The following is a 20,977-nucleotide window of genomic DNA, read 5'->3' on the forward strand; positions in this document are numbered from 1 at the left end:
CATGTTTTGTCTTGAGCAGAGCATGCTAAACTAACCCGTGATTTTTTAAGGGACTGATTCATGCGCTTTGTTCATTTAGGTATACATACAGAATTTTCGATTACCGAGTCGATTGTACGCGTACCTGACTTGATTAAAGCTGCAGTCAATGAAGAAATGCCTGCTTTGGCATTGACCGATCTCTCTAACCTGCACGCTGCCGTAAAGTTTTATGGCAAATGTTTGGGGCAAGGCATCAAACCGATTTTAGGTTCAGTGCTGCGTTTAAATGATGCCGATCATCGTGTGACGCTATTGTCGATGAACAATCACGGCTGGCGCAATCTGACCGAACTGGTGTCGCGTGGCTATATTGAAGGTCAGCAACTCAATATCCCTTGCGTCAATAAAGCATGGATTTTAGAACAAGCCGATGATCTGATTCTGTTACTCGGCATTCAAAGTGATGTCGGCAAAATGCTGATCACGTCCAATCCACAAAAAGCCGAACCGTTGCTAGAAGAATGGATAGAAAAATTTGGTAATCGGGTCTATTTGGCGCTGACCCGTACAGATCGTCCCGATGAAGATGCTTTTATTGCCGAAGCGGTTAAATTAGCTAAAAAATATAATATTGGCGTGGTGGCACATAATGATGTGCACTTTGTCCGCCGTGAAGATTATGAAGCGCACGAAGCGCGAGTTTGTATTGCCGATGGTTATGTTTTAGGGGATAACCGTCGTCCTAAAACGTATAGTCCTGAGCAATATTTTAAAACTACTGCAGAAATGACGGAATTATTTTCCGACATTCCAAGTGCTATTGAAAACAGCTATCACATTGCCAAACGCTGTAACGTCACGCTGCAATTGGGTAAATATTTCCTTCCAGATTATCCAATTCCAGACGGACACACCATTGATACCTACTTCGCGCACCTATCCAAACAAGGTTTAGAAGAACGTCTAAATGTGCTCTATCCTGTCACACAGCGCGATGAAGACTGGGCAGAAATTCGCAAACCTTATGATGAACGAATTGAATACGAAATTAATATTATTAACTCGATGGGCTTCCCGGGTTACTTCCTCATCGTCATGGACTTTATTCAATGGTCTAAAAATAATGGCGTACCTGTTGGGCCGGGTCGTGGTTCAGGCGCAGGCTCATTGGTCGCTTATAGCTTAAAAATTACCGACTTAGACCCATTGCGTTATGAACTACTCTTTGAACGTTTCTTAAACCCAGAACGTGTATCCATGCCCGACTTTGACGTCGATTTCTGTATTGCAGGACGCGATAAAGTCATTGATTATGTGGCACGCACTTATGGACGTGATGCGGTATCACAAATTGCCACTTTCGGTACTATGGCCGCCAAAGGTGCGATTCGAGATGTCGCACGGGTTTTGGGCAAGTCTTATGGTTTGGCAGACCGTATTTCTAAACTGATTCCAACTAAACCTTTAGGGCTTAGTTTGAAAGAATCAATTGAAGCCGAACCACAGCTGAAAGATGTGGTGACCAATCCATCTAACCCAGACTATGACGATGCTTCAGAAATTTGGGAAATGGCTTTAAAACTTGAAGGCATTACCCGCAACACAGGCAAACACGCAGGTGGTGTGGTCATTGCACCAACCAAAATCACCGACTTTTCTGCGGTTATGTGCGATGCTGATGGAACCGCCCGTGTTGCACAATACGATAAAGACGATGTTGAATCGGCAGGTTTGGTCAAATTTGACTTCTTGGGTTTACGTAACCTGACGGTTATTGAAGATGCAGTACAAAATATCAATAAACGCATCCAAGCCGATACACCGCTAGATATTGCCCATATTCCATTGGACGATAAAGATGCCTATTTAGTCTTTGCCAATGCCAACACCACAGCGGTATTCCAGTTTGAATCCGTGGGCATGAAAAAGATGCTGAAAGAAGCACGCCCAAGCAAATTTGAGGAAATTATTGCCTTCGTGTCCTTGTATCGTCCTGGCCCGATGGATCTCATTCCAGACTTTATTCACCGTATGCACGGTGGCGAGTTTGAGTATCTGCATCCTTTGCTAGAAGGTGTGCTTGAACCAACCTACGGCATTATGGTTTATCAGGAACAGGTAATGCAGGCGGCACAGTATTGTGCAGGCTATACCCTCGGTGGTGCGGACTTACTACGTCGTGCTATGGGTAAGAAAAAACCTGAAGAAATGGTGAAACAGCGCCAAATCTTTATTGAAGGTGCTGCGAAAAAAGACATTGATGCCGCCACAGCCAACCATATTTTCGACTATATGGAAAAGTTCGCAGGCTACGGTTTTAACAAATCCCACGCGGCTGCTTATGCCCTCGTTGCCTATCAGACGGCATGGCTGAAAGCACATTACCCTGCCGAATTCTTGGCTGCGGTAATGTCGTCGGAAATGCAAAACACCGATAACGTGGTGTTCCTGATTGATGACTGTCGCCACAATGGTCTGGAAGTTTTACCACCTTCGGTAAATATGTCTTTGTATCATTTCCACGCCAGCGATGAACGCACCATTGTCTACGGACTTGGCGCAATTAAAGGCGTGGGCGAACAAGCCATGCAATCGGTGATTGATTCTCGCCAAAAAGAAGGCCCATACCGCGATTTATTTGACTTCTGTCATCGTATTGATTTGAAAAAAATCAACAAACGAACCCTTGAAGCCTTAATTCGTGCGGGTGCATTAGACTGTTTAGGCATCGAACGCTCAAGTTTAATGGCACAATTGCCAGAAGCGGTACAAGCGGCGGAACAAGCACGTTCCAACCGTGAAACAGGCATCATGGATTTATTTGGTGAAGTTGAAGAAGTACAACGTAAGCCTGCCAAACCTGTAAAACCATGGTCAGATGAAGTCCGACTTAAAGGTGAAAAAGACACACTTGGACTTTACCTCACTGGTCACCCGATTGATGTCTATCGCAATGAATTAAAAGCCTTTATTCCAAGTAAAATTAATGAACTGACGCCAACCCGTCGTGGCGTGACCACCGTCTTTGCAGGCTTGGTGGTGGATGTCGCCAACTTCCCAAATCGGATGGTGGTCACTTTAGATGATGGTACGGCACGTATTGAAGTATCTGCCAACCATGAGCGCTTCCAACGCTTTAAAGATATTGTACAAACTGAAAAAGTGGTGGTGATTGAAGGCGAAATTTACGAACGTGAAGGTTTTGACCGCCCAATGGGACGCTTAACCAAAGCGTTTAGCTTGAATGAAATTCGTCAAAAACGCGCCAATAGTATTCAAATTCACTTGCATGCAGAACATTTAAGCAAGACCTTGAGTCAAGACTTACAAAATATGTTGCTGCCTTATTGTAATGTGGATTTATGCACGCATATTCCTGTTTTATTGCACCTTGACTATGCTTATGCCACTGCAGAATTACATTTGGGCATTCAGTGGAAAATCGCACCCTTAGATGAAGCCTTGGTCAAATTGCGTGACTATTTTGGTAAAGAAAGCCTGCATATCGAATATCAAGTGAAATCCAAAGCCGCGAAAGCTGTCGATGTGGCGAAACCTGCATCGATTGCTCCACCACCTGCTGATATGAGCATGGATGATGCTATGGATTTATACCATACCGAAGTTGATCAATATTCTTAATTAAAAATTTAACCCATCTGGATTTGTTATGAGTCAAACCGACAATGCAGCTGTTGCCGCACACCTCTCCCACGTGCGTATTGTCATGGTGAATACCACCCTGCCTGCCAACATCGGTAGCGCCTTACGCGCCATGAAAACCATGGGGCTATGTAAATTGGTTTTGGTTGATCCAAAAACCTATCCGCATCCAGATATTGATACTTTGGCGGCAGGTGCAACCGATTTAATTGAACAGATTGAAGTGGTTGAACAGCTCGAAGATGCAATTGCCGACTGCCATTTGGTCTTTGGCACCAGTGCACGTAGTCGTACTATTCCTTGGCCACTCTTAGATGCACGCCCTGCGGCAGAAAAGTCGTTAAATGCTGTGGCACAGCATGGGCAAAATGTTGCCATTATTTTTGGACGTGAAGATCGTGGTTTAACCAATGAAGAGCTGGCTTTGGCGAATTATCACGTGACGATTCCTGTCAATGAAGAATATGGTGTGCTCAATGTTGCTCAAGCCATTCAAGTGATTTGCTATGAAATGCGTATGGCTGCCATCGATATTGTCGGAAAAATTGCCGATCCTGCAGCGACGATGCAAGTGACAGATTCTGAAGCGATGCAATGGGATGAACCTTTGGTCAACCATGAACAAATGCAACAGTTCTATCCACATTTAGAAAAAATGCTGGCAGAAATTGAATTTATGGATCCAAAAAATCCACGATTATTGCCTTTGCGCTTGCGTCGGCTTTTCGGACGTATACAATTAGATCGTATGGAATACCATTTACTTCGCGGTATTTTTAGCCGCGTACAAGCAATGAATAACGGTTCATGGAAAAAATCTACATCAACACAGGACGAGGATCAAACTAATGCTTAAACAGCTCAAAGAAGACATTCAAGCTGTCTTCGCGCGCGATCCTGCTGCTCGAAATACACTTGAAGTCTTAACCACTTATCCAGGAATTCACGCTTTAATTATGCATCGTGTGGCGCATGAATTATGGAACAAAGACTGCAAGGGGTCGGCACGTCTACTCTCGTCATTTAGCCGTTTTGCTACAGGAATTGAAATTCATCCCGGTGCAAAAATTGGTCGTCGCTTTTTTATTGACCATGGCATGGGCGTGGTGATTGGTGAAACTGCTGAAATTGGTGATGATGTCACCTTATATCATGGCGTGACTTTAGGCGGCACAACGTGGAATAAAGGCAAACGTCATCCAACTTTGGAAGATGGCGTAGTAGTCGGTGCAGGCGCGAAAATTCTAGGCCCATTCACCGTACATAAAAATGCCAAAGTTGGCTCTAATGCGGTTGTGACCAAAGAAGTACCTGAAGGCGCAACTGCTGTGGGTAACCCTGCGCGCTTTATTATGAAAAATAAACCTGCCGATGATCAGGAAGCACGTCGTCGTGATTATGCTGCCAGTATTGGTTTCCAACCTTATGCAGCAACGCAGGACCAATCTGACCCAGTATTGGACGGCATGCGAGTATTACTAGATCGCTTGGAACAAAATGAAAAACGTATGAATTTATTATGTCAGCGTCTCTCTTTACTTGACCCAAGCTTTAAAAACCCACAGCAAAATGAACAACCTTATAGTGCAGAAGAATTAAAAATAATTGAAGATGTTAGACGTGAGTGTGAAGCACAAAGTAAATAGGGCTGTTTATTTGATCAATCCTACATACTTAAAAAAACTTCGTATCACTGTGTAACTAAGCCCCCTCAATTGTATTGCATGTTCGGAACAGATTTCTTAGACTGACCGACATGCAATATTTTAATCCGACACAATCACCTCTCACTTTTAAAATAAATTGAACGGAAGAACACCATGACTCTTAAGCCTTTGGCACTCAGTATTCTAGCCGCAACGCTCGTTAGCGCCTGTGTTGCACCACCAAAACAAGAAGTAAAACCACCTATCGTATTTACCGAACCTGAATTAAGTGCACCATTCTATGCCTTAAATCCATTTAATTATGATGCCCCACCACCATTTGAAATTAACCTACAAAAAGCAGCAGCACAGCCTGTGACTAAAATGGTGGTTACTAACCCAAATGATCCAAGCAAAAGCATTACCTTAGATCAAAACAAATTGATTGTACCTACGGTCAATAACAATGCCCGTAGCTTGAAGTTTGCAGTTTTGGCAGGTGAAAACGAAATTGACATCACCGAAATTGATGACTTCTTACAATTGGTCGAAGGCAAAGCACGTCACTATCCACCACGTTTTAGCGAACGTCAGGAACGTCGTGGTTTCGAGGCAAAGCTCAAAGAATTGACTCAACAATTAGACACTTTGGCAGCCAATGAAAATGCCTCTTTTGATATTTTGATGCGTGCATTTAAAGCCAGTGTTATGGCACGTAATCTAGACTTAGGCTCTGTTTACACCACACGCTCACTTAACTATGCGCAGCGTATCTTAAAAATTAATCAGGAAGATGCCGAAGCGAATTTCTGGTTTGGTTTCGGTCTGTCTGAAGGTGGCGGTCATCGTGAAGCCATTCCTTATTTAGACAAAGCCATGAAAGCAGGTGTGCAGGAAGCTTATTTGTCTGCGGCAAACAATTATATTGCCATGGAACAAAAGAAAAATGCAGTACAAACTTTGAAAAACTATAAAATCAAATACCCGCAAGAAGCCGAAGTGGCTGACCGTTTGATTGCTGAAATTGAAAAGCAAGGTCGCTGGAATGTGTGGCAAGTGATCGCACCACGCACTTAATAAAAAATCGATACAAAAATACCTAAAAATAGACCGTTTCGACGGTCTATTTTGCTTTCTACGCAATTGAAAAAGCTTTAAAAAAACGTATGATGGAAAAAAATCTTAAAAATTAAGCCAGACTTTCCATGAATAAAATTGTGATTGCTGCATTGCTCAGTACAACACTGCTGTCTGGTTGTCAGGTGGTCAGTGTTAAAAATCAGGCGTTAAAAGTTAGTATTGCCAATGAACGTGATAGTATTTTATCGCGCAAAAAACTGAGTGAAGCCAGTTTAAATGTCTTGTCGATGACAGGACGTGAAGCCAATATTTGTGCCGAAAAACCTGAAGAATGTGTGAGTGCACTCAAGCAAATCCCACAAATTCAGGATGAACAACTGCTCTCAACCGCCAGTGAATTATATTTAGCGAAAGCGATTGAACTGGAAAATTCATCGTCCTGTAAAATCAGTATTCTGAACAGTAAAAGATCGGAAGAACAACAAAAAATTCATCAGGCCAATTATGAACAATGTTTAGATCAGCAATTGCACATGCTCGATCAAAGTATTCGTTATAGTTACGCCTACATGTTTAAAACCAAACGTGCGCCGCAAGACCGTCTTTTTGATAACAGACAAGTCCAAATTCGGGATTTTTATAATCAGGCGATTGCCAAATTGGTCAGCAGCTATGCGCTGCGCTATAAACACGATGAATTGCAACAACAAATTCGTGTTGGCAACAGCATTTATGACATTGATTTTGAGTACTACCCGCAGCTGAAACAACAAAAAATTCAGCAGTTGATGTCAACCTATAACCTGAACTTTTCGGGTTTGCGCTCGGTCACGCGCCGTGATGGTTTTGGGTCTGAATTTCTGGTGGTATTGCCTGAAAATCCAAACGATGATCTGAGCAAAAGCAAATATATTATTGATCCGCTAAAATATGATTATCCTGCAGGAAAAAATCCAAATATTCACCAAGCTCGCTATTTAGCCGCGACAATCACTGCAGAACCACATAGCGCCAATTCCATTGAAGATATTTTGAATCGGCCGCATTTTAAGCTCAAGGCTTATGATCCGTATAAATATGAATCTGCCCAAATTGCACAAAAGAACTACCCGCTTGCAGCTAACTTTTCTGCACCTTATGGCTTGTGGTTAGCGCAAAATAATTTAGGTAAATCGGCTTATTTATCCTTAATTGATCGTGAAGAACGACTCAGTATGCCGCATTTGTACTTACTTGAGCCGTATAATCCGAATAAAAAAGTCATTGTCCTCATTCATGGTTTGGCCAGTAGCCCCGAAGCGTGGATTCGCTTAACCAACGATATTATGGGCGATCCTGTATTGCGGGAAAACTTTCAAGTCTGGCAAGTGTTTTACTCGACCAATATGCCAATTTTAGAAAGCCGTTTCCAAATTTATGCCTTGCTTCAACAAGGCTTTAAACAGGTCAGTCCTTCTGCTGCAGCCAAAAAAGATGCTGTAGTAATTGGACACAGCATGGGTGGTATTTTGGCACGTTTGTTGGTCAGCGATACTGATTTAACTCAACCTGCCATGCAAATGCTTAAAAACCGACGTCTGGAACGCTTTAAATCTGATCCTTTGTTGCAAGCACGTTTGCGCCTTAAACCCATCACCAATTTTAACCGTGCAATATTCTTGGCTGCACCGCATAAAGGTACAGAGTTTGCAGACCGCTGGTTCACCCTTGCAGCACGTAAAGTCATTCGCTTACCGACTGCATTTTTAAGCGCGTTTGCGGATACCTTGCAGCAACATGAAGTCGATTTAAAAAATCTAACCAAAGAAATTGGGCATGGCGTCATTCAAAATGGACCGAGTGATTTAAGTAAAAATTCCAAATTTACGGAATTAACTGAAGATATTTTGCCTGTCAAAGGATTTAAATATCACAGTATTATTGGCAATAATACCGACAGCACTGAGCATCTGTTAATGAATGACGATGTGGTGCATTACAACAGTGCCCACTTAGATGGCGCTGTTTCAGAAAAAATTATTAAAGGCGGACATTCCATTCAGGAAACGCCAGAAGCTGTATTGGAACTGCGACGTATTCTTAGATTACATTTGCAAGATTTAGGCTTGTATAAACCGTAATCCGTCACGGCAAATAAAAAACCGAAGTCTAAGTGGCTTCGGTTTTTTTATCTATCATGCTATTTTTTAGCAGCATTATAGCGGTGCTTGTCCCCAATAGGCTTTGGTCAATAAAGCCTCTAATTCGGCATAGTCATATTCACGTGGATTATAATATGGACTATCACAGATAATACGTGCCACTTGGGCAGGTGCTGTTTCGGGTAATCCTAAATCTTTAAGTGCCATTGGAATATTCAATTTTTGGTTAAGCTGATAAATCGCCAAGCCTAACTGTTCCCGATCTGACACATTTAAAGCCGCTGCCAGTTGATTCATTGCAGCAATATCTGCATGTCGGTTGTAATGCACTGAATACGCCAACACAATGGCGTGGGTTTGCGCATGTGGTAACTGATAGCGTCCGCCCAAGCTATGGCAAATTTTATGATGAATTGCCATACCCACCGAACCCAAACACACACCTGCCAACCATGCGCCATATAAAGCATGTTCACGTGCCTGCATATTATGAGGCGCTTGCACAATTTCAGGTAAAGCCTGTGCCAGTTGAGTAATCGCCTCTAGCGCCATTAAACTTACAATGGGATTTTTATCCTGTGCATATAATGCCGCAACTGCATGTGCCATCGCATTCATACCCGAACATACCGAAATTTCAGTGGGTAAGTTGAGTGTCAATTCAGGATCATAAATCACTACTTTAGGCAAAACTTGAGCTGCTTTGCCTGTGGTTTTCAGCTGGTTTTCGGTGATGCCATACACCGCAGTCATTTCACTACCTGCATAAGTGGTCGGAATTGCAATAATCGGTAAATGGGTTTCTAAAGCAATTGCTTTGGCTAAACCAATCGCAGAGCACCGCCGAGTGCCAAACAGCAATCGACCTTTAAACGCTGCACATCTTGAATGGCTTGATCGGCAACTTCTTTTGGCACATGCATCACCGCATGAGGATAGACCGCTACAGCCATGTCTTGGATTAGTGCCAATAAACGCTCGCCTGCGGCTTTTTGCCCTGCAGTGGCAATAGTTAAAATACGCCTATAGGTATAAGATCGTAAAATCTCTTGAATTTTTTGCAGATGACCTACGCCAAAATGAACATTGATTGGCAATACCTGATAATGGAATGCTTACATGTTATTAAACTTAAATATTGTCTTTAGATTTTAATAGCATTTAACTATGACTAGGCTGCTGAACAGCCCAATTCTGCAACGCTGCTTTGCAAATATTCAAATAAAACTCAAAACCAACTGTTTTGCTGTAAACACAAAAACCCATGATCGCATGGGCTTTTGGATCATTAAAATTAAATGCGATGAATCATCTATCAATTTTAATGTAAAGAAAACTTATACTTTTGTGCTTAGTCTATTTCTTTTAGGCACACTGCAGACAAAATTGGAATACCAAAACATGGAAGCAACAATAAAATCCAGTATTCCACGACGGTAGCTTCACCACTGATCATATTGATGAATAATCCACCAATGATTAATACCGCTGCAATTAAACCCAGAAAAATTCCAAAAAATCTTGCAGGCATTTGACGTCCCCTGAACAATCGAACAAAAGTGTTAGATCTAGTATATACCTTATAGTTGAATAAGATATGACTTTTTGATCAATTGATGACTTAAATTTTATTAGGATTTAAACACCTGATTTAAAATGTTTTTATAGAAAATCACAACGATATTCGATCAGACACATTTCCTAACAATAATAAAATCTTATTAAATATATAATATTATATTATATAAACTCAAAATAAATGAGTGTGGATGAATGAAAACACCAGATCAACTAATCACTGAAGCCAAAAGTGAAATTACAGAAATTAGCGTGCAAGAATTGCATGAAAAATATTTGCAACATCCCGATATTATTTTGATTGATGTACGAGAACCTGAAGAACATCAGGCTTGTGCAATAGACCGTGCAGTGAATTTTCCACGCGGCATGTTAGAAATGAAAATTGCACAACACCCTGTAGTAAACCACTATTGCGATGTTGAACGTGCTCTTACCAATCTGGCTGAACGAGATATTTACTTACTTTGTGGTACTGGTGCGCGTTCTGCACTTGCCACTCAAGCCTTACAAAGAATGGGTTTCGAGAAAGTCTATTCAATGCAAGGTGGTATGCAAGCTTGGCTGGAAGCAGGTTTTCCGACAGTTTCTTTTACAAGATGATACTAGGGTCTGTTGAATGCTTAAATAACGCTCAATATTAGGTTAAATATTAATTAAAACTTCGTGTAATACTTCAATATTTATCATTGTCATTTTTGTTATAGTATTACATGAATAAATTGAATAAAAGATTGATACAGTGTTTATGATGTGGGGCAGATTGCTAGGATTATTTGCAATCTTGTTACAAGTCGCTGTGTTCCTACAGCCTTTATTGCCAGAGAAACAACATTTTTCCTCTGTCTGTGAAACTATTGCCCAAGCATTATTTTTAGAACGCACCGCACCCCATTCTTCGTATTCATCTACACACCATGAAACTGCGACTCATGTTGCATTCGGACTTGAAAGTTCACACGAACATGCATCATCTGAAGATGCGGCGCATACAGATCATGAATGTGAATACTGTCTAGTTTATAGTTTTGCACTACCATTATTTGAAAACAAAATCAGACCAATTTTAGTCCGAACGCAAATTCGGATTTTGTCTTTTAAAACATCGTTTACACCAACACTATTTCAAACTGAGCCGCTTTTTATTCTACCACAAGGTCGTGCTCCGCCTCGTTTTGACTTTTGAATTTTCTTATCATTTCTTACAGTGTTGCCATCTTTGCTTCACTCTAAAGTGTAAATTTTGCAGTATCAAATTTATGCAGCTGTAGGACAATACTTATTTTAATAACTCATTGACTTGTTTATTCGACCCTAAGGAGGAGATAACTATGCATCTGCTTCAACACAGTCATAATCATGTGAATCATACTGTAGAGCAAACGGCTTGTTTGGATTTAGCACAACAGATCATTAAAGTTCGACAAAAAATGAATATTTCACAAACTGAACTTGCGGCAAAATTGTGTATCTCTGCCCGAACTTTAGAAAGTTGGGAACGTGGTGTCCGTCAACCGTCGAGTTCTGCTCAAGCATTGATTCGATTATTTATTAAATCGCCACAATTTGTGTTAGAAAACTTGGCATAAAGCACTTTATAATTATGAATTAAAGCAATGTAAATCAATAAAGAAGCTCCCAAGGGAGCTTCTTTGGTCAAAGGAGTTGAAGCATCATTTTGATATACATATAGAATGAATACCCTTGCTGTTTCATAGCTATATATTCAAAAATAGAATAAAGATATGAATTTATATTCAAATACAAGAATACAACTTTTCAATATACTGCCGCATATATTGTTTTTACTCGATCTATATTCTCATGAAATATCTATCTTCTTTTATCTCAATTGCTGTTATCGCACCTTTGTTTTCAACATCTGCTTTTGCAACAACAGGATATTTCATGCATGCATATAGTGTGAAATCTCAAGGAAACGCAGGCACAGCCATTGCCAATTTTCAGGACAGTCTGACTATTGCAAGCAACCCAGCGGGTTTGAGCTGGTTAGATAAGCGTGTTGATGCAGGTTTAACTATTTTCTCTCCAGATCGTGAGTCTGAAATTACAGGAAATGGTTATGGAGCAAATGGTCAGTATGATGGCAATAGCCGTAAATACTTTGTAATTCCAGATGTAGGTTATGTTCACCCAGTGAATGAACAAGTCACTGCGGGTATTGCGGTTTATGGCAATGGTGGCATGAATACCAATTATAAAAATAATCCTTATGCAGTTTATGATAATACAGGAAGCGCAGGTATTTCATTAACCCAAGCCTTTATTTCACCTGCTTTATCTTGGAAATATGCAGAAAATCAATCTATAGCCTTGGCTGCAAATATTTTATATCAACGTTTTAGTGCACAAGGTTTTGCTGGTGATGTCTTTGGTGGTGCTTCGTCAAACGGTGCGGCAATTAGCGATCGTGGCAATGACGATTCATACGGCGTAGGTGCACGTATTGGCTGGTCGGCAAAACCAAATGATAAACTGACCCTTGGTGCAAGCTATTCATCTAAAATTAATGCCAGCCGCTTTAAGAAATATGAAGGTTTATTTGCCAAACAAGGTGATTTTGACGTACCTGAAAGCTATGGTGTAGGTTTAAATTATCAACTTACCCCTGCTTTATCAGTCGCGACAGATTACTTACGCATTAATTATTCAGATGTAGATTCTGTTGGCAATAAACTGGATCAATTATTCGCAAACAATAAATTTGGCACAACACAAGGTCCTGGTTTTGGATGGGATGACATCAATGTCTATAAAATTTCAGCGACTTATCAAGCCTCAGAAAAACTGACTTTACGTGCGGGTTATAGCTATAACGATCAGCCTGTTAAAAATGATCAAACCTTCCTAAATATTTTGGCACCAGGTGTGGTACAAGAGCATTTAAGTGTTGGTGCAACTTGGCAACTCGATGATCAACAAAATGTAAGTGTGGCTTATACACACGCACTCAAAGAAACAGTGCAAGGTAACAACTCTATCCCCGCTGATTTTGGTGGTGGCGAAGCCAATTTAAGCATGAGCCAAAATATTTTGGGCGTGTCATATAGTTTGAATTTTTAAATTCTACATAGCTTGAGTTTGAATAATAGCTTGCCATGATCTGAAAAGATGATGGCTTTTTTTACTTTGATTGTGATGAAGTTTTTCCAAAGTACGGCTTTTAGCTAGAAATAAGACCATGCAAAGCATAATGTTACAACATGCACTACTTTCTAAATGAATCCATAGAAAACAATCAAATTTCGATGCTTTTTATAACGATGAATTACACGAAAAACTCAGTAAAATTCAGCCAAATGACACAATAATTTTCACTTTTAACTTCGCAAATCATACATTTTCAACAGCTAAGCTCTTTGAGCTATGCGATATCATTTTTGAAACTGTCGGTTTAGATTTTATGGGCGATATTTTTTATGGCTGTGTGCTCACTAACACACCAGATCAATTGAATATTATCCATTTAAAAGCTTAAACCGCTCGATGTTCGACTCGTTAGAGAGCGAGCAACAATGACATGCAGGTTCACTAATTTGACTAAGATGGCGTAAAATAAGCTAGTCACATACTTACACTTAAATTACGCTTCAAATTAAAGGACTTCAACTGCATGAACATGACAGAAATCATGGCTGATCTATCTTCACACACTCCAATGATGCAGCAATACTTACGGGTGAAGATGGAACATCCACATTCTTTAATGTTCTATCGCATGGGCGATTTCTACGAATTATTTTTTGATGATGCACACAAAGCCGCCAAACTCTTAGGCATTACCCTCACCCATCGAGGTAAAACCAGCGGCAAACCTATCCCAATGGCAGGCGTACCGTATCATGCTGCCGAAGGTTATCTCGCTCGCTTGGTTAAAAAAGGCGAAACCGTGGTAATTTGTGAGCAAATTGGCGAGGTAACAGGCAAAGGTCCTGTAGAGCGTGGAGTGGTACGGATTATCACCCCTGGTACGCTCACCGATGATGCCCTGCTCAACAGTCATCAATCTTCCAACTTGGTCTCTTTATGCTTACAGCAAAACCAAATTGGTATCGCGTTGCTGGATTTAAGTGCAGGGATTTTTAAAGTTCAGCAAATGGATTATTTGCCTGAACAACTCGCGATTGAACTTTCTCGTTTAATGCCAAGCGAAATTGTGGTCGATGAAGATATTGTCGATCCGAATATTATTGAACAGGTTAAAAAGCAACTTGACTGCCCTGTGACCAAACGCCCAAATGTCGATTTCAACCTAAACAATGCGCAAAAAACGCTTTGTGATCAGTTTGCTGTATCGACACTTTCAGGTTTTGGTATTGATCATTTGCCCTTAGCCAAAGCAGCAGCGGCAGCGTTAATACACTACGCCAAAGAAACCCAAAAAACGGCTTTACCACATATTCGCAGTATTCAATTAGAACAAAGCAGCAATTTTATTGCGCTTGATCCTGTGACCCGACGTAATTTGGAATTGGTTGAACCATTATTTGAACACGGCACTTCTTTATTCCAACTGATTAACGATTGCCAAACTGCCATGGGTAGCCGTTTACTGAGTCGTACCTTGATGCAACCTTTGCGTGACACGGCATTGTTAGATGCAAGACTGGATGCAATTCAAGCCTTAATACAAGGTTACCATGAGTCGCCTGTGCGTTTGGTACTGAAAGAAATTAGTGATATTGAACGTGTGCTGAGTCGTGTCGCACTCGGTAGCGCACGCCCACGTGATTTGGTACAACTACGTCAGGCCTGTGCGCAAATTCCCTATTTGCGTCATGCCTTACAGCCCATTGTTTCTGCACAACAATCCGCACTCATTCAAAACCTGAATGAAGAACTGGGCGATTTTCATGGACTGCATCAACGGCTGATGCAGGCAATTGTAGAAAACCCACCTGTACTATTGCGTGATGGCAATGTCATTGCAGAGGGTTTTGACAGTGAACTCGATGAACTACGCAAAATCCGTGATCATGCGGGGCAATTCCTGATTGATTTAGAAGTCAAAGAGCGCCAAGAAAGCGGTATCCCAACGTTAAAAATTGGCTACAACCGTGTCAGTGGTTACTACATTGAACTCACTCGCGCCCAAGCCGAGCAAGCACCTGAACACTATATCCGTCGTCAAACTTTAAAAAATGCAGAACGCTACATCACCCCAGAGCTAAAAAGTTTTGAAGATAAAGTCCTGTCTAGCGAGTCCCGTGCTTTAGCCCGTGAAAAGATGCTATTTGAAATGCTATTGGATGAATTACGCCAAGACATTGCTCAATTACAAATGATGAGCAGCGCGATTGCACAAATTGATCTATTGGCAAACTTTGCCCATCAAGCACGTTTACGCAATTGGGCACGCCCTGAATATAGCCCTGAAATTGGAATTAAAATTACTGCAGGACGTCATCCTGTTGTTGAGGCCTTGAGTAAAACCGCCTTTACACCGAATGATACTTTACTCGACTACAATCATCGTTTGGCAATTATTACTGGCCCGAATATGGGCGGTAAATCAACGTATATGCGTCAAACCTCACTCATTGCCCTACTTGGCTATTGTGGTAGTTATGTGCCTGCCCAAACAGCCGTATTAGGTCCTATTGATCGCGTGTTTACCCGTATTGGTTCTGCCGATGATTTATCGACAGGTAAATCGACCTTTATGGTCGAAATGACTGAGACTTCACAAATTTTACACCATGCAACCTCACAGTCTTTGGTGCTGATGGATGAAGTTGGTCGCGGAACCAGTACCTACGATGGCTTATCTTTGGCATGGGCATGTGTGTTGGATTTAAGCAAACGCATCAAATGTTTATGCCTATTTGCAACGCATTATTTTGAATTGACCGAATTAAGCAAAGAATCTGGGGTGGATAACTACCACGTAACCGCCAAAGAAATGAATGGCAACCTGATTCTCTTGCACAAAGTTCAACAAGGTCCTGCAAGCCAAAGTCACGGTTTGCAAGTGGCAAAATTGGCAGGCATTCCAGCCAATGTGATTAAAGAAGCGCAAAACCGTTTAAGAATTTTAGAAAAACAGCAGCACAAAAATGTCAATTTAGCCGTTCTAGATGACCTATTTGCACCAGCAACAAGCTCAGCTGAACCAGAAGTGATTGAACGTGTAATAGAGGTAGAAAAACCATCACCTGCGCTAGACTTATTGCGCAGTATAGATGTAGATAATTTGACTCCACGTCAAGCATTAGATCAGTTATATGCTTTAAAAGAGCAACTGAATAGCTAATTTAAACCGCTAAGATTTTTAGAAAAAATTAACAAACTAAAGACTCTCAATTGAGAGTCTTTTTCATTTATAAGTTTTTTTGATGGTTTTACCCACTTTTTATCAAATTTAGTAGCACTATCTATATCAAATATCAGTAAAAGCAATTGTTAGTTACAGTGTTTTTTGCCTAAAATAGACTATTCTGAATTAGAACCATATTTTTAGGTAGCTGTCGCCATGACATTTGTTGTCACTGAAAACTGTATTAAATGTAAATACCAAGATTGTGTTGAAGTTTGTCCTGTTGACTGCTTCTACGAAGGTCCAAACTTCCTTGTCATTAATCCAGACGAATGTATTGACTGTGCATTGTGTGAACCTGAATGTCCTGCAAATGCAATTTTCTCTGAAGATGAATTACCAGAAGGTCAAGAAGTCTTTATTGAGCTAAATGCAGAGCTTTCACAAACTTGGCCAAACATTACACAAATTGGCGATCAACCTGCTGACCGTGAAGAATGGAATGGCAAGCCAGACAAATTACAATACTTAGAAAAGTAAGTTTGTCCTGTTTTTAAAAAGATCAGCCTGTGCTGATCTTTTTTTATACCTAAAACACACATTTGATTGCAATATTTTCAAATTTTAACCCGTATTTTCGATTAGAATACGGACACTTTAAATAAATATCTGATTTGCCTAATGAAGCAATTTTTCAAGGCGCTGTTTTCGTTCAGCATTGTTCCCATGCTTTTGGTGGCTTGTAGCTCAACCCCAGACAGAACAACAACGATCACCACGCCCGATGGAAAACGAATTTTCATTCCTCAAGAAAAAATTACCTACGAACGACAGGCAGCACCCAAAATTGTGCCCTACGCCTACAATGCTTGGGTGGCCGTAAGTGACAATTTACGTCAAGTCCGTGAGTATGAACGCTTCTTAGAACAAAATGGGGTGGGCAATATTATCCCAAGTTTTGAATTAATGCGTACTGCGCGAGATTGGCAGCGTTGTGGACGTTCGCAATTTATGATTCCAAGTCGTGAATTGTGGCAAAATCAGGTGCCTACCTTGCGTGTATTTAAATATTTGGTCGCCTCTAAAGTCTTAACTGATTTTGAAGTCACTTCTGTCTATCGAGATTTACCACTGAATCAATGTGCAGGTGGTGCGAACTCATCGCGTCACTTATTTAACTCAGCCATTGATTTTAGAATTGGGCCACAATTCCCGAATGCCGAAGACTATGCCTATATTGAAAGTACCAAATACAGACTGTGTCAGTTCTGGCAGCAATATGGTCAAAGTTTAAACATGGGCTTAGGCTTATACGCTTCAGGACAAATTCATATTGATACACAAGGTTATCGAACTTGGGGGCCAGATTTAAGCCGCCATTCATCTATGTGTAATTTCTAATTCAGTGTTGTTTAGAATTAAATCCTAAAGAGGTCAAATTGACCTCTTTTTTTATTGCGAAATAGATTATCACCTGCTCCATTCCGCGAATAAATTGCACTCTGAGCAGAAAAGTTTACAATGCACACATCGCAACAAAGGTGAGCACGCTATGCAACAAATGTGGACGGATATCGATCACTATATCGAATCACATTTAATTCCCGAAGACCCAGTTTTGACGCAAACTTTAGAAAATACCGATGCCAAAGGTTTTCCAGATCACCTTGCAGTTGCGGCAAATCAGGGCATGTTGCTACAAATGCTCATTCAAATGAATCAATGCAAACGTGTGTTGGAATTGGGCACATTCGCAGCTTATAGCACAATGTGGCTAGCACGTGCGCTGCCTGAAGATGGTTATATACTCACGATTGAAGGACGTGATACCCATGCAGCTTTGGGACAGGAAAATATTGACCGCGCTCAATTAAAACAAAAGGTTGAATTAAAAGTTGGTCGTGCTGCAGAAATTCTAAAAGCTCTGCCAGAAGATACTGAAGCTTTTGATTTTATTTTTATTGATGCCGACAAACAAAGCTATCCTGAATATTTGGAACTGAGTCTTAAACTTTCACGCTCAGGTACAATTATCTTTTTAGACAATGTAATTCGTGCAGGGGAAATTTTAAATCCTGACAATCACAAACCAAGCATTGAAGGGATTCGTGACATGTTCAAAGCCATGCAAAATCATTCGCGAATTTTATCGTGCACAGCATTACAAACTGTAGGCAGCAAAGGACATGATGGCTTTGCTTTAGCGATTGTAAAGTAAAGTCCACACAAGGTTAAAAAACAACCTAAAGCAATTTTACATTATATATTATAATGTTACATATACTGTCCATACAGTTATCCACAAATTATGCGGATAACCATGGACAGTCAGCAAGCATTTACATCAGTTCAACTAAACAATCTTTTGAAATGATCTTTTTTGAATCATTTACGATTTTTACTTTGCCACCAACAAAGGAACAGTTGAGTTACGGAAAATATTGGTGGTAATGCTTCCCAAGAAAAATTGATGAATTTTACTGTGGCTAAATGCCCCTAGTACAATCAACTGGATACCATGTTCACGTTGATAATCTAAAATATTTTCAGCTACATCACCATAACGATATTCAACCACCACATCTAAACCCGCTGCTGTTAAAAAATCTGCAGGTTCATTTAAAACTTCAGGATGATCGCCCACATAAAGCAAATGACATTGCAGTAATTTAAGCAAATCACTTTGTGCAATTCGCTTCATCATTTTGATGCAAGTTGGGGAATATTCATAAGCAAAAATAAAGCGGGTTGGTGCTTTAAAATGCTCTCCCACAGTCATCACGGTACAATTTGCACCACGAATAAAGTTTTCGACATTACTCCCTAAAGCCTTATTGCGTTCAGCAGATTTTTCGCCCACGCGTCCAATCACCACAATATCGTCTTCATTCAACACACTGAAGCTTTGTTCTAGAAAATCGCCTTTTTCTTGAATTTGAGTAGGTACAATTTCATATTTTTCCTGAATCATATTGGAAATGTGCTGCAATAAATTGTTGCTATAGTCGAGTGCTAATTCACTTTGTTTTTGTTCCAACTCAGCTAATTCTTTGAGTAACATCGCATTACTTTCAAAACCAATCACGCCACTAATTTCCCCCAAATGATAACTGGCGGGGTAATAATCCAAAACTTGTAATAACACCAATTCACGTTGAGTTTGTGTTGCAATCCACGCAGCAGCTTCAGCAAGCGCATTAATACAAGGCGAAGAATCAATACAAGCAATTACACGTTTCATTATTGCCTCTCTTACTGCCTTTTGCAGGCTATTTTTTAGTTGTTATTTTTAACTTAACACAACTCGTGTTGCAGGGACATGAAAAAATGTAATGAAGTTTAAAGATTTAGCCTTGCTGCATCGTATTTACTCACGATAACGAATCAATTTGGCAGGGTTTCCTACCACAATTTCCCGCTCCTGAACATCTTTGGTGACCATGCTATTCATACCAACGACTGCATGTGCCGCAATCTTCACCCCATCTTTAACACCAACATGCGCACCTAACCAAACATCCTTACCAACTTCAATGCCCTGTGAACGCACCGCTTGCTGATAAATGGGCTGATCCAAAGCCATGCCATGATCAAATGCATATAAATGACAATATGCTGCGATACGCACCTGATCATGAAGCTTAATTCCAACTCTGCCACCATCTAAAATACAGTGGTGATTAATCGCGACTTCATTGCCAATTTCTAAAGGGCCATGCAAAGTACAATCGGCTGCAATAAAGGTATTATCGCCAATACTGATTTTACGTCCTGGTTCTGCAAAAATATGTGCCAATGGTGAAATAAAACAGTTTTTGCCAATCTCTACCGTTTCCATTGCCATTAAATAAGCTTGATATTCCTGCTGCCAAGCTTCTGCCCAAGCACGATGTTTAGGTTTTAATGACCAATATAACCACGGCATGTAGTTTAAACGGTGTTTATGCTGCTCACGGTACTTCGATAATGGATCAGGTGAATTTGCTTCAGTCATCTTGATCATCCTCAAGGATTTTGAGTTGTTCACGCCCACGGCTAATATCTTGTAATTTTAGTTTTAAAGGGTCTATTTGATCGACTTGCATGAATGCCTTTACCAACACGCCTTCGGCGGTGTAGTCTTCGCTGTACTCAATCTGCTGACTATTTAGCTCGTATTGTAAAATTGCCCACTCATTAAAATGACAGGAAAATTGCACGGTCTTTTTTTCAATCAGTTCTATTTTTTCTGCTAGAGCCAAACATTGCCCTGCACATCCCCCATAGGCACGTACCAAGCCGCCTGTGCCCAATTTAATGCCGCCGTACCAACGATTCACCAACACCAAAACATTAGTCAACTCATTGCCTTCAATCGTGGCTAAAATAGGACGTCCTGCCGTACCTGAAGGTTCGCCATCATCATTAAAACGTAATTGATGCCCGATTTTCCATGCCCAACATTGATGTGTGGTAGATGAATCACGCTGCTGTTCCAAAAAAGTTTTTACCGCTTGCTCATTATCTACAGGCACAGCAATTGCCTGAAATCGACTTTTTTTAATTTCTTCTTCAAAAGTGATGGGCGCAGCAATGGTAAATGGCATAACACTCCAGATCAATCAACCAGT

At 40.7% G+C, this 20,977-nt stretch carries 19 protein-coding genes; 13 read left to right on the forward strand and 6 right to left on the reverse strand.

The window, feature by feature from the left end; genetic code table 11:
* The first annotated feature begins 60 nt into the window (after positions 1-60).
* The 5 genes from dnaE (at position 61) to J4G44_RS09915 (ending at position 8,491) form a co-directional block, all read left to right on the forward strand.
* On the forward strand, positions 61-3,624 hold the full coding sequence (gene dnaE, locus J4G44_RS09895; protein ID WP_180158722.1) for a DNA polymerase III subunit alpha: 3,564 nt from the start codon (positions 61-63) through the stop codon (positions 3,622-3,624).
* A gap of 28 nt (positions 3,625-3,652) precedes the next feature.
* Positions 3,653-4,501, forward strand: a complete 849-nt coding sequence (locus J4G44_RS09900; protein WP_179988652.1) for an RNA methyltransferase — start codon at positions 3,653-3,655, stop codon at positions 4,499-4,501.
* Positions 4,494-5,291: a serine O-acetyltransferase gene (cysE, locus tag J4G44_RS09905; protein ID WP_004973118.1), complete on the forward strand. Its 798-nt coding sequence runs from the start codon at positions 4,494-4,496 to the stop codon at positions 5,289-5,291. Before J4G44_RS09900 ends, cysE begins: the two co-directional genes overlap by 8 nt.
* A 174-nt stretch (positions 5,292-5,465) precedes the next feature.
* Complete coding sequence (locus tag J4G44_RS09910; protein ID WP_154320674.1) at positions 5,466-6,368, forward strand: ABUW_2363 family tetratricopeptide repeat lipoprotein; 903 nt, start codon at positions 5,466-5,468, stop codon at positions 6,366-6,368.
* 128 nt (positions 6,369-6,496) lie between these two features.
* Entirely contained in the window at positions 6,497-8,491 is a 1,995-nt protein-coding gene (locus J4G44_RS09915) for an esterase/lipase family protein (protein WP_004973116.1), read from the forward strand.
* A gap of 75 nt (positions 8,492-8,566) precedes the next feature.
* On the opposite strand, the gene J4G44_RS09920 is transcribed toward J4G44_RS09915, so the two are convergent.
* The 3 genes from J4G44_RS09920 to J4G44_RS09925 form a co-directional block, all read right to left on the reverse strand.
* A complete protein-coding gene (locus J4G44_RS09920) occupies positions 8,567-9,373 on the reverse strand; it encodes a maleylacetate reductase (protein ID WP_253103578.1) in 807 nt (268 codons plus the stop codon).
* Positions 9,334-9,609 carry an iron-containing alcohol dehydrogenase gene (locus J4G44_RS13610; protein WP_253103581.1) on the reverse strand — a complete coding sequence of 92 codons (276 nt, stop codon included), beginning with the start codon at positions 9,607-9,609 and terminating at the stop codon, positions 9,334-9,336. Before J4G44_RS13610 ends, J4G44_RS09920 begins: the two co-directional genes overlap by 40 nt.
* A gap of 254 nt (positions 9,610-9,863) precedes the next feature.
* A complete protein-coding gene (locus J4G44_RS09925) occupies positions 9,864-10,043 on the reverse strand; it encodes a hypothetical protein (RefSeq protein WP_004973110.1) in 180 nt (59 codons plus the stop codon).
* A 242-nt stretch (positions 10,044-10,285) separates the two neighbouring features.
* Between J4G44_RS09925 and J4G44_RS09930 the strand changes: the two genes are divergently transcribed.
* The 8 genes from J4G44_RS09930 (at position 10,286) to J4G44_RS09965 (ending at position 18,585) form a co-directional block, all read left to right on the forward strand.
* Positions 10,286-10,693, forward strand: a complete 408-nt coding sequence (locus J4G44_RS09930; protein ID WP_096900921.1) for a rhodanese-like domain-containing protein — start codon at positions 10,286-10,288, stop codon at positions 10,691-10,693.
* A gap of 148 nt (positions 10,694-10,841) precedes the next feature.
* Positions 10,842-11,276 carry a DUF2946 domain-containing protein gene (locus J4G44_RS09935; protein ID WP_180158742.1) on the forward strand — a complete coding sequence of 145 codons (435 nt, stop codon included), beginning with the start codon at positions 10,842-10,844 and terminating at the stop codon, positions 11,274-11,276.
* Positions 11,277-11,421: 145 nt separating this feature from the next.
* A complete protein-coding gene (locus J4G44_RS09940) occupies positions 11,422-11,679 on the forward strand; it encodes a helix-turn-helix domain-containing protein (RefSeq protein WP_004973099.1) in 258 nt (85 codons plus the stop codon).
* 235 nt (positions 11,680-11,914) lie between these two features.
* Positions 11,915-13,174, forward strand: coding sequence for an OmpP1/FadL family transporter (locus J4G44_RS09945; protein ID WP_026438485.1), 1,260 nt, complete (start codon positions 11,915-11,917; stop codon positions 13,172-13,174).
* A gap of 550 nt (positions 13,175-13,724) precedes the next feature.
* On the forward strand, positions 13,725-16,364 hold the full coding sequence (mutS, locus tag J4G44_RS09950; protein WP_207973595.1) for a DNA mismatch repair protein MutS: 2,640 nt from the start codon (positions 13,725-13,727) through the stop codon (positions 16,362-16,364).
* 219 nt (positions 16,365-16,583) lie between these two features.
* Positions 16,584-16,907, forward strand: a complete 324-nt coding sequence (gene fdxA / locus J4G44_RS09955) for a ferredoxin FdxA (RefSeq protein ID WP_004973093.1) — start codon at positions 16,584-16,586, stop codon at positions 16,905-16,907.
* A 141-nt stretch (positions 16,908-17,048) separates the two neighbouring features.
* Positions 17,049-17,768 (forward strand): D-Ala-D-Ala carboxypeptidase family metallohydrolase, encoded by a 720-nt coding sequence (locus tag J4G44_RS09960; protein ID WP_180158724.1) that lies wholly within the window; start codon positions 17,049-17,051, stop codon positions 17,766-17,768.
* 151 nt (positions 17,769-17,919) lie between these two features.
* On the forward strand, positions 17,920-18,585 hold the full coding sequence (locus J4G44_RS09965; RefSeq protein WP_136144534.1) for an O-methyltransferase: 666 nt from the start codon (positions 17,920-17,922) through the stop codon (positions 18,583-18,585).
* Between the two features lie 180 nt (positions 18,586-18,765).
* On the opposite strand, the gene J4G44_RS09970 is transcribed toward J4G44_RS09965, so the two are convergent.
* From J4G44_RS09970 to J4G44_RS09980, 3 genes are all read right to left on the reverse strand, one after another.
* Positions 18,766-19,608, reverse strand: coding sequence for a universal stress protein (locus J4G44_RS09970; RefSeq protein WP_154320670.1), 843 nt, complete (start codon positions 19,606-19,608; stop codon positions 18,766-18,768).
* 126 nt (positions 19,609-19,734) lie between these two features.
* Positions 19,735-20,361 (reverse strand): acyltransferase, encoded by a 627-nt coding sequence (locus J4G44_RS09975; protein WP_004973079.1) that lies wholly within the window; start codon positions 20,359-20,361, stop codon positions 19,735-19,737.
* Complete coding sequence (locus J4G44_RS09980; protein ID WP_096900925.1) at positions 20,354-20,953, reverse strand: IMPACT family protein; 600 nt, start codon at positions 20,951-20,953, stop codon at positions 20,354-20,356. Before J4G44_RS09980 ends, J4G44_RS09975 begins: the two co-directional genes overlap by 8 nt.
* Positions 20,954-20,977: the final 24 nt, after the last annotated feature.

The organism is Acinetobacter towneri (assembly GCF_017498585.1).
Taxonomy (GTDB): Bacteria; Pseudomonadota; Gammaproteobacteria; order Pseudomonadales; family Moraxellaceae; genus Acinetobacter; species Acinetobacter towneri.

Bases quoted from the DNA above. Each gene is read 5' to 3' on its own strand.
- dnaE (WP_180158722.1), top strand. From the start codon at position 61: ATGCGCTTTGTTCATTTAGGTATACATACAGAATTTTCGATTACCGAG.
- J4G44_RS09900 (WP_179988652.1), top strand. From the start codon at position 3,653: ATGAGTCAAACCGACAATGCAGCTGTTGCCGCACACCTCTCCCACGTG.
- cysE (WP_004973118.1), top strand. From the start codon at position 4,494: ATGCTTAAACAGCTCAAAGAAGACATTCAAGCTGTCTTCGCGCGCGAT.
- J4G44_RS09910 (WP_154320674.1), top strand. From the start codon at position 5,466: ATGACTCTTAAGCCTTTGGCACTCAGTATTCTAGCCGCAACGCTCGTT.
- J4G44_RS09915 (WP_004973116.1), top strand. From the start codon at position 6,497: ATGAATAAAATTGTGATTGCTGCATTGCTCAGTACAACACTGCTGTCT.
- J4G44_RS09925 (WP_004973110.1), bottom strand. From the start codon at position 10,043: ATGCCTGCAAGATTTTTTGGAATTTTTCTGGGTTTAATTGCAGCGGTA.
- J4G44_RS09930 (WP_096900921.1), top strand. From the start codon at position 10,286: ATGAAAACACCAGATCAACTAATCACTGAAGCCAAAAGTGAAATTACA.
- J4G44_RS09935 (WP_180158742.1), top strand. From the start codon at position 10,842: ATGTGGGGCAGATTGCTAGGATTATTTGCAATCTTGTTACAAGTCGCT.
- J4G44_RS09940 (WP_004973099.1), top strand. From the start codon at position 11,422: ATGCATCTGCTTCAACACAGTCATAATCATGTGAATCATACTGTAGAG.
- J4G44_RS09945 (WP_026438485.1), top strand. From the start codon at position 11,915: ATGAAATATCTATCTTCTTTTATCTCAATTGCTGTTATCGCACCTTTG.
- mutS (WP_207973595.1), top strand. From the start codon at position 13,725: ATGAACATGACAGAAATCATGGCTGATCTATCTTCACACACTCCAATG.
- fdxA (WP_004973093.1), top strand. From the start codon at position 16,584: ATGACATTTGTTGTCACTGAAAACTGTATTAAATGTAAATACCAAGAT.
- J4G44_RS09960 (WP_180158724.1), top strand. From the start codon at position 17,049: ATGAAGCAATTTTTCAAGGCGCTGTTTTCGTTCAGCATTGTTCCCATG.
- J4G44_RS09965 (WP_136144534.1), top strand. From the start codon at position 17,920: ATGCAACAAATGTGGACGGATATCGATCACTATATCGAATCACATTTA.
- J4G44_RS09970 (WP_154320670.1), bottom strand. From the start codon at position 19,608: ATGAAACGTGTAATTGCTTGTATTGATTCTTCGCCTTGTATTAATGCG.
- J4G44_RS09975 (WP_004973079.1), bottom strand. From the start codon at position 20,361: ATGACTGAAGCAAATTCACCTGATCCATTATCGAAGTACCGTGAGCAG.
- J4G44_RS09980 (WP_096900925.1), bottom strand. From the start codon at position 20,953: ATGCCATTTACCATTGCTGCGCCCATCACTTTTGAAGAAGAAATTAAA.